General features: G+C 56.8%; 6 protein-coding genes. 4 read left to right on the forward strand and 2 right to left on the reverse strand.

Annotation, left to right across the window (positions count from 1 at the left end; translation table 11 throughout):
* Positions 1-17: 17 nt before the first annotated feature.
* Entirely contained in the window at positions 18-2,825 is a 2,808-nt protein-coding gene (ppc, locus tag AC9UEO_RS03065) for a phosphoenolpyruvate carboxylase (protein ID WP_509529679.1), read from the reverse strand.
* 84 nt (positions 2,826-2,909) lie between these two features.
* On the opposite strand from ppc, the gene hemC reads away from it, so the two are divergent.
* From hemC to AC9UEO_RS03085, 4 genes are read left to right on the forward strand one after another with little or no spacing between them, the layout of a single operon-like run.
* Positions 2,910-3,821: a hydroxymethylbilane synthase gene (gene hemC, locus AC9UEO_RS03070; RefSeq protein WP_509529681.1), complete on the forward strand. Its 912-nt coding sequence runs from the start codon at positions 2,910-2,912 to the stop codon at positions 3,819-3,821.
* Between the two features lie 20 nt (positions 3,822-3,841).
* Positions 3,842-4,645: a uroporphyrinogen-III synthase gene (locus AC9UEO_RS03075; RefSeq protein WP_509529683.1), complete on the forward strand. Its 804-nt coding sequence runs from the start codon at positions 3,842-3,844 to the stop codon at positions 4,643-4,645.
* The gene (locus AC9UEO_RS03080; protein ID WP_509529685.1) at positions 4,642-5,706 is read left to right on the forward strand and encodes a uroporphyrinogen-III C-methyltransferase; all 1,065 of its coding nucleotides are present in this window, start codon (positions 4,642-4,644) and stop codon (positions 5,704-5,706) included. The genes AC9UEO_RS03075 and AC9UEO_RS03080 overlap by 4 nt, the downstream gene beginning before the upstream one ends.
* A gap of 1 nt (position 5,707) precedes the next feature.
* Positions 5,708-7,000: a heme biosynthesis HemY N-terminal domain-containing protein gene (locus AC9UEO_RS03085; RefSeq protein ID WP_509529686.1), complete on the forward strand. Its 1,293-nt coding sequence runs from the start codon at positions 5,708-5,710 to the stop codon at positions 6,998-7,000.
* A gap of 9 nt (positions 7,001-7,009) precedes the next feature.
* Here the strand turns inward: AC9UEO_RS03085 and AC9UEO_RS03090 are convergent.
* On the reverse strand, positions 7,010-9,043 hold a 2,034-nt coding region (locus AC9UEO_RS03090), incomplete at its 5' end, for a ribonuclease E/G (protein ID WP_509529689.1).

The raw sequence follows: 9,043 nt of genomic DNA on the forward strand, positions 1-9,043 counted from the left end.
TCGCCATGTTCAAGTAACTACCCAGTATTTCGCAAGCCCGCCGCGATGCCATTAATGGACAAGTGAATACCGCGCTGCGCCCGTTCGTCGGTGATGCCTGCTCTATGGCGTCGAATCAGCTCCACCTGCAAATGGTGCAAGGGATCGATGTAGGGGAAACGGTGTTTGATCGACCTTGCCAATGAAGCGTTGTGGGCCAAGCGTTGCTTGTCGCCGGTGATGCGTTGCAAGGCCTGTGTGGTTAACTGCCACTCAGTTTCAATCGCTTTGAAAATCTTTTTGCGCAAGCGCACATCTGTCACCAATTCTGCATAGCGCGAGGCCAGCGCCAAATCGCTCTTGGCCATGACCATGTCGATGTTGGAGAGAAGGGTGCGGAAAAACGGCCACTGTTTATTCATGCGACGCAGCAGGGCCAGCGCTTGGACTTGGCTCAAGCCAGGGTGGTGCTCCACGAATTGTTGTACCGCCGAGCCAAACCCTAGCCAACCGGGTAAGGTGAGGCGGCATTGGCCCCAGCTAAAACCCCAAGGAATGGCGCGAAGATCTTCGATACGTTGCGAGGCTTTACGCGATGCTGGTCGCGAGCCAATATTGAGCGCGGCAATCTCACGCAACGGCGTAGCTTCGAAAAAATAATCGGTGAAACCTGGCGTCTCGTAAACCAATTGCCGATAGGCTTTGAAGCTGTGTCCCGACAAAATCTGTGCAGCTTCGATGAAAGAGCGTGGCGCAGCTTTTTGGGTTTGCAGAAAACTGGCCTCCAAGGTGGCGGCCACCAAGATTTCCAAATTGCGCCTTCCCAAAGCAGGATTGGCGTATTTTGAGTTGATCACTTCGCCTTGCTCGGTGAGCCTGATTTGTCCACGCACCGTACCAGGTGGCTGCGCCAAAATCGCATCAAAGCTTGGGCCACCGCCGCGCCCCACCGTTCCGCCGCGCCCATGGAACAAGCGCAAGGTGATGCCGTGTTGCTCCTCTAAACTTTGGAACACATTGACCAAGGCCAACTCGGCTTGGTACAGCGACCAGTTGCTGGTGAAAATGCCGCCGTCTTTGTTGCTGTCCGAGTAGCCCAGCATGATGTCTTGTTCGCTGCTGCTGCGCTTGACCATTTCGGCTACGCCTGCCATAGCAAAATAGTCGCGCATGATGTGTGGCGCATTTTGTAAGTCTTCAATCGTTTCAAACAGGGGCGAGACAATCAATTCAACTGTTGCCTCACCGTTCAAAGTGCCATGCAACAGACCTGATTCTTTTTGCAGCAATAGCACTTCAAGCAAATCGCTCACGCTTTCAGTGTGGCTGATGATGGCGTGGCGAATCGCATGGGTGCCAAAGTCGCGGCGTATCTGTCGTGCCGTTTCAAAAATTCGCAACTCAGATACCGTGTGAGCGCTGTAAGTGTGGTGGGGAATGCGCAAAGGGCGTCGATCGGTTAAGGCTTGCAGCAGCAGGGCTTGCCGGGCGACTTCATCGAGCTTGGCATAGTGCACTTCTATGCCTGCCACCTTCAACAACTCGGCCACCACCAACTCGTGCTGGTCCGAGCTTTGTCGCAAATCGACTGTCGCCAAATGGAAACCAAACACCTGCACCGTACGTATCAGAGGGCGCAAACGCGGTACAGCCAATGCTTGGGCGTGTTGGGCTGTCAAGGCCTCGTCCAAAGTGCGCAAATCGGCCAACAAGCTCTCCGCGTCAGGGTAGGGGTGTTGCGGTGGCAAGGCGTGCCGTGCAGCTTCTTTGCCTGTCAACTGCGTGAGCGTGGCAGCCAATCGTGCGTACATAAATGTCAGGCTGCGTCGATAGGGTTCGTCCTGGCGATGCGCATTGGTGTCGGGAGAAGAATCTGCCAAGGCCTGCAATGCGGGGGGCACACCGACCAACATGGCCGAGGTGGAGAGCTCGCTGCCCAGCCAGTGGATTTCAGTCAGGTAGTGGCGCAACGCCACCTCGCTTTGGCGCTGCAAAGCGTATTGCAAGGTGTCGGCATTCACATTCGGGTTGCCGTCACGGTCGCCGCCCATCCATTGGCCCATGCGAAAAAACGGGGCAATGGTTTGACCGCCCAACTCAGTTTCCAAGTCTGCATACAGTTTGGGAATTTCCGACAAAAACGTGGACTCGTAATAGCCCATGGCGTTTTCAATCTCGTCAGCCACAGTGAGCTTGGTGAAGCGCAGCAAACGGGTCTGCCACAGTTGCAGCACACGTGCTCGCACTTGAGCCTCAATCAGCGCCATGGCTCGGGCGGTTGTGGCGTCTAAAGGCCTAGAGGTGATGGCGTCTCGGTCTTGCAAACTTTGGGCAATGCCGCGCTCAGCATCCAAAATACTTTTGCGTTGCACCTCGGTGGGATGGGCGGTCAGCACGGGTGAAATATGCGCATGCGCCAAGGCTTGGCGCACCGACTTGGAAGTCCAACCGGCAGTTTTGAGTTTGGCCAAGGCTTGCGCCATGCTGCCCGAAGGCACGTCACCCGCACGGTCATGGATTTGTTGGCGACGAATATGGTGTTGGTCTTCCGCCAAGTTAGCCAAGTGACTGAAATAGGTGAAGGCGCGGATCACGCTCACCGCTTGTTCGCTGGAGAGGGATGCCAAGAGTTTTTTCAAGGCTTTGTCGGCCAAGGCATCGGCGTCGCGTCGAAAAGCCACGGACAAACGCCGAATTTGTTCAATCAAAGCAAAGGCCTCATCGCCTTCTTGTTGGCGTATGACGTCACCTAAGATGCGCCCAAGCCAGCGGATATCCTCCACCAAGGGGCGTTCTTGCTGGTGTAACTGGGTGGTTTGTCGGGCTAAAGCAGGTGGTCTGGACATAAAAAAATCAAGTATGGCGAGGGAAAACCATGAGCAAGCCCATGCTAGCATTCAGCCGAGAAAAATGCACACCCTAGCCCCATTTTGAGCACCGTTCACCTCACCATCGCCACCCGTGAGAGCCGCTTGGCTCTGTGGCAAGCCCACCACTTGCAAGACCTGCTGCAAGCCCGTGGATGCAAAGTTGCTATTTTGGGTATGACCACCCAAGGCGACCAAATCTTGGATCGTTCTTTAAGCAAAGTTGGGGGCAAGGGTTTGTTTGTCAAAGAGTTAGAGGTCGCCCTTGAGGAAGGCCATGCTGATTTAGCGGTGCATTCCCTTAAAGACGTGCCCATGGACATGCCCGAAGGCTTTGCACTGGCTTGTGTGATGGAGCGTGAAGACCCGCGCGACGCTTGGGTCTCGCCGCATTTCGCCACCTTGCAAGACCTGCCGCAAGGCGCAGTGGTCGGAACCTCCAGCCTTCGCCGCACAGTGTTACTTCGCGCTTTGCGCCCCGATTTGCAGATTCAGCCCCTGCGCGGCAATTTAGATACCCGCTTGCGCAAACTTGACGAAGGTCAGTACGCAGGCATTGTGTTGGCCGCGGCCGGATTGAAGCGCTTGGGTTTATCGGACCGGATCCGCCATATTTTTTCCACCGCTGAGATGCTGCCCGCAGCTGGCCAAGGCGCTTTGGGTATCGAAATTCGCAGTGCACGTGACGACGTGAGCGACTTGTTGGCGCCGCTTGCGCATCACACCACTTGGTTGGCCGTGGCTGCCGAACGTGCTGTCAGCCGCGCCATGGGGGGCAGTTGCTCCATGCCTTTGGCCGCACATGCCACGCTTGACCAAGACCAGTTGCGTATTGATGCCGCCTGGGGCAATCCCGAAGATTTACACGCTCCCCTTTTGCGCGCCCATACCGAAGGTCTGGCCAGCGATTTGGCGCAAGCGGAGCAATTGGGCTTGCAAGTGGCTGCCCAGCTGCGCGCACAAGGCGCCGCGTAACTGCGCTGGCTGCTCCTCCTATGGTGCACACCGCCAGTTTGCCTTTAGACGTCATCCTCACCCGACCTGCTGCTGAAGGGCAAACTTGGGCAATGGGTTTACGCAAAGCGGGATACCGCGTTAAAAACTGGCCGCTGATCGAAGTCAATCCTATGACCGATTTAATGCGTTTGCGGTCTGCACTCAATGCTTGGCATGGTTACCAAGCGGTGATGTTTGTCAGCCGTGCAGCCGTGACCAATGCCTTAGGTTCAATGAAACCCAAAGCCGGATGGGGCATGACGCGCTGTTGGGCCACAGGGCCTGGCACCCGCCAGGCTTTGCGCGATGCAGGTGTGCCAGAAACACTGATCGACTCGCCACCGCCTGACGCCCCACAGTTTGATACCGAATCATTGTGGCCGGTGGTGCAAGCCAAGCTCCAGCCGCTCAAACCTGTTTTGCTGTTGCGTGGCAGCGATGGCGACCAAGAAGACCCTGGCTCGCAAGGCTCTGGGCGTGATTGGTTATTGCGGCAACTGGCCTTGAGCGGTGTTGCCGTGGAAATTTTGTCGGTCTACCAACGCTCAGTTCCGCGTTGGGACAAATACCGTTTACAAGAAGCAAGTCTGGCCGCCCACGACGGCAGCGTTTGGTTGTTCAGCAGTTCCCAAGCTTTGAACAACTTGGACAGTTTGCTGCCAGACCAAGATTGGGCTGCCACCAGAGCCATGGCCACGCATGAACGGATTGTGCAAACAGCCATCGACTTGGGCATAGGGAAAGTGGTTTTTTGCAGACCCAGTCTTGGCGAAGTGCTTGCCTCATTAGAATTGCTGGCATGAGCAGTGAGTCTGGACCAACGCAAAGCAACCCTCCCCCAGCGGCCGGTCCTGCAACCTCACGTTCTTTCTGGCTCACTTATGGGGGCAAATTTATCGGCTTGCTTGCCTTGCTTGCGCTGACAGTGGCCATCATGCTTTGGCAAAAACTCAGTTTGATTCAAGAGCAATTGGCCAGACAAAGTGCGGATGCAGGACAACTCTCCATGCAAGCCAATAGCTTGGCTAAAAACGCACAAGACTTGGCCAATGAAACCGCAGCCCGCGTGGCCTTGCTCGATACCCGTTTAAATGAAGTGGCCTTGCAGCGCTCGCAACTTGAGGAGTTGATGCAAAGCCTGACGCGCTCCAGAGATGAAAACATGGTGGTTGATATCGAGTCTGCATTGAGTCTGGCGCAGCAGCAGGCCGAACTCACGGGCAGTGTGCAACCCATGTTGGCGGCATTGCACAGTGCGCAAAAAAGGCTAAGCAAAGTGTCGCAACCGCGTCTGGCACCCGTGTTGCGAGCTTTGCAAACAGACATTGACCGTATTCAGTCGGTCAGCATCACCGATACCCCTAGCTTGCTCAACAAGCTCGATGAGTTGGTGGTCTTGGTAGAAGAGCTGCCCTTGCTCAATGCGGTGGGCGCCAACAGCAGAGCTACCCCCGCGCCCAGCAAACTATTGGGCAATGTGTGGGAGCAGGCGTGGCGCCAAGGACAGTTGTCATTATTGGGCACTAGCCTTTGGACAGAGTTGAGCAGTCTGGTACGAGTCAGCCGCATTGACCAACCCGAGGCGGTATTGCTCACGCCTGAGCAGAGCTTTTTTGCTCGCGAAAATTTGAAATTGCGTTTGCTCAATGCCCGTTTGGGTTTATTGGCCAGACAGACAACAGCATCACGCAATGATTTGCAATGGGCTGAACGCGATATGCGTCGCTTCTTTGATGTGACTGGTCGTAAAGGCATCACCGCCTTGACTTTGCTCAATCAAACCCAAAACCAACTGCGCCAATTTGATATGCCGCGCTTGGACAATTCGCTGGCAGCGCTGGCGACAGCGGCAGCAGGTCGCTGAGATGCGCTTGGCCCTTTGGTTTGTCGCTTTGTTTGCGGTCGCTGTGGCTGTGGCCTTGGGATTGAGCCAACAAGTGGGGACGGTCACCTTGTTTGTGCCGCCCTACCGTGTCGACCTTTCGCTCAATTTGGTATTGATTGGCTTGGCCGTGCTGTTTGCTTTCTCGTATGCGGCGCTGCGCAGCTTATTGGGTTTATGGGTGCTCCCAGAGCAGGCGAAGCGTTGGCGTGTTCAGCAACGTGAACGTAGCGCTCAGTCTTTCATGCTCAATGCTCACATCGGCTGGATGACGGGGCGTTATTTGCGAGCTCGTAAAGCGGCATTGCAAGGGTTGGCGCAAGTTGATGGCTTGCTTTCAGCAGAAGACAGTGGTTCGCCCAGCACCAGTTTGCTTCTCATGCGCAGCGTCTTGCATTTGTTGGTTGCTGAGAGCGCGCATGTGCTGCGCGACGAAAAGGCGCGGGACGAGCATTTGCAGCAAGTCTTTCAGACACACCCTGCTTTGGGCGCATCGCTGCGAAATGAAGTGCAAGACGCTGCACGCTTGAGCGCGACTCGCTGGGCCTTGCATGACCGCGATGAGCGCAGCGCACACCAATACCTCAGTCAATTGCCCCAAGGCACAGCACGACGCACTTTGGCGCTGCGCTTGCGTTTGAAAGCTGACCGAATGGGTCAAATGCATCTGCCTGCATTGGACACCGCACGTTTACTGGCCAAGCATGGCGCTTTTTCCCCTAACGCCGCCAACAGTTTGATGCGCGGTCTGGCTTTGGCCAGTATTGACGACTGCCGTGATGTGCACCAGCTGCAAGCCACATGGCGTATCTTGCAATCGGCTGAGCGTTCCATACCTGAGGTTGCTGTGCACGCAGCGCGACGTTTGCTGGGATTCAAAGGCGAGGCCAACTTGGCCTTGCAATGGCTTTTGCCTGTTTGGGAAGACCTTTCGAACAACACCTCAGAGTGGAGCGACAGCACAGTGCGCCAACGGGTGGTGGAAGTGATGGCGCAGGCCTTGCAAACCTTGACCCCAGACAGCGAGTGGTTGGCGCGTGTCGAGCAATCGCGTTTGGCCAATCCGCGCAGCGTCGAGTTGCAGTACTTGAGCGGCATGGTGTGTTTGCGCCACAGCTTGTGGGGCAAGGCCCAACAACTGCTAGAGCAAGCCGCGCCGCGCTTGCAGTCCAGCGATTTGAAACGCAGCGCCTGGCGAGCTTTGGCTGAACTGGCAGAGCAAAAAGGCGATCAAGCGCAAGCGCTAGCGTGTTGGAAACTGTCCGCCAGCGCTTGAACTGAGGGCTTAGGCCGCAGGACGGTTGTCGTCAAACGGCATATGCATTTGACGCAAATCTCGTTTGGTTTCTACCAATACCAAAGGGCCTTCATCAATGACGATGGGTGCTGGACGTTCACGTGGCACGTGAACAGGCTTGGGTTCAGCCGCAATGGCTGCCTTCACTTGGGCAATGCTTTCGGGGTTGGAGTTGACCCACTCCAACCCGCTGGCTAAGGCGACTTGCTGCAACTGGGTCAGGGGCAGCTCGTAATCGCCAATGCTGGGCATGCGGTGCGACGGCGCCACGGTGGCAGTTGCAGCCGTTGTGACAGGCGCAGGTGCTACAGGCGACCAAGCGTTATCGACAGTTGCTGTGTTTGCGTCATCGGACTTTTCGGCGCGGGGTGCGCGATCGCGGCCATAGCGGTCGCGGTTACGTCGTTCACGGCGCTCATTGACGCGCTCGCCGCCTTCGCTTGCCACTGCGGATGCGTCGGACGTAGCGGACACACTTTGCTGCTCGACACCATTTGCATTATTGGCAAACGCATCTTCTGCCAATGGCATTTGAGCGTCGGAGGTGCTTTGGTTGCTGCGCTCACCACGTCTGCCACGTCCACGGCGGCCATCAGTTTTTTCGCGTGTTGGGCGATCGACGCTCTCGCTGGTGTTGAGCGCGGTATCGCCTGCCATGGTCTTGTTGGGGGTTTCAGCGGGTACTGCTTCTTGGCGACGACGTCCGTCGGGGCGTTCGCCTCGGCCGCGTCCACGTCCACCTTCGGGGCGGTCGCTGCGGGGCGTGTCGGTCTTGGCTTCAGTGGATCGTTCATCACGACCTTCACCCGAGCGGGCTTCGCCGCCACCTCGGCGCGCTTCACCACGTCGTTGACCACCGCGGCGGTTGTCGCCCGAGCGGCCCTCGCCCCTACCTTCGCCAGATCGACCTTCGCGCCGCTCGCTTGTACGAGCAGGTTTGCCTTCAGTGGCAGGTTTAGCTGATTCGCTACTGGGCTCGCTGCCAAACAAATTCTTAAGCCATCCAAAAAAGCCTTTTTCTGCCGGTACTGCCGCGGCAGTACTGCGACGGGGCGCAGCAGCGGGTGCGGCGCCCACTGCTTTGGCCGCACGGGGTTCGGCATGGGGTGCAGGTAAATCGGGCAACACGCCTTTGATGACGGGCGACTGTTTGTTCGTAGGCTCTTGTGAGCGACGGGTAACGGCGGTCGGGTCTTCAATTTCCTCGGCCATTTTGTAGCTGGCTTGGATATTGTCCAGACGGGGGTCGTCGTGCTTTAAGCGCTCCAACTTGTAGTTAGGTGTCTCCAAACCTTTGTTGGGGATCAGCAGCACATTGGTGCGTTGCTGCAACTCGATTTTGGCAATCTCTGAACGCTTTTCGTTCAGCAAGAAAGAAGCTACTTCCACCGGCACTTGGGCGTGCACCGCGGCGGTGTTGTCTTTCATAGACTCCTCTTGGATGATGCGCAAAATTTGCAGCGCTGAGCTTTCGGTGTCGCGAACATGGCCCGAACCACCGCAGCGTGGGCAAGGGATAGAGGCACCTTCGCTCAGCGCTGGGCGCAAGCGCTGGCGGCTCATTTCCATCAAACCAAATTTGCTGATGGTGCCAAACTGCACTCGGGCGCGGTCTTGGCGCAACGCATCGCGCAAGCGGTTTTCCACCTCGCGGCGGTTTTTTGACTCGTCCATATCGATAAAGTCGATGACGATGAGGCCACCCAAATCGCGCAAACGCATTTGGCGAGCGACTTCGTCGGCAGCCTCTAAGTTGGTGCGGGTAGCAGTCTCTTCAATATCGCCGCCTTTGATGGCGCGTGCCGAGTTAACGTCCACCGACACCAAGGCCTCGGTGTGGTCAATCACGATCGCGCCGCCCGAGGGCAGGTTGACCGTGCGGGCATAGGCCGACTCGATTTGATGCTCGATTTGAAAGCGCGAGAACAGCGGCGTTTCATCGCGGTAGCGCTTCACACGGGCGGCATGCTCGGGCATGACGTGTGCCATGAACTGCTGCGCTTGGTCGTAGATGTCATCGGT

The organism is Limnohabitans sp., assembly GCF_040401495.1.
Lineage (GTDB): Bacteria > Pseudomonadota > Gammaproteobacteria > Burkholderiales > Burkholderiaceae_C > Limnohabitans.

Bases quoted from the DNA above. Each gene is read 5' to 3' on its own strand.
- AC9UEO_RS03080 (WP_509529685.1), top strand. From the start codon at position 4,642: ATGAGCAGTGAGTCTGGACCAACGCAAAGCAACCCTCCCCCAGCGGCC.
- AC9UEO_RS03085 (WP_509529686.1), top strand. From the start codon at position 5,708: ATGCGCTTGGCCCTTTGGTTTGTCGCTTTGTTTGCGGTCGCTGTGGCT.
- AC9UEO_RS03075 (WP_509529683.1), top strand. From the start codon at position 3,842: ATGGTGCACACCGCCAGTTTGCCTTTAGACGTCATCCTCACCCGACCT.
- ppc (WP_509529679.1), bottom strand. From the start codon at position 2,825: ATGTCCAGACCACCTGCTTTAGCCCGACAAACCACCCAGTTACACCAG.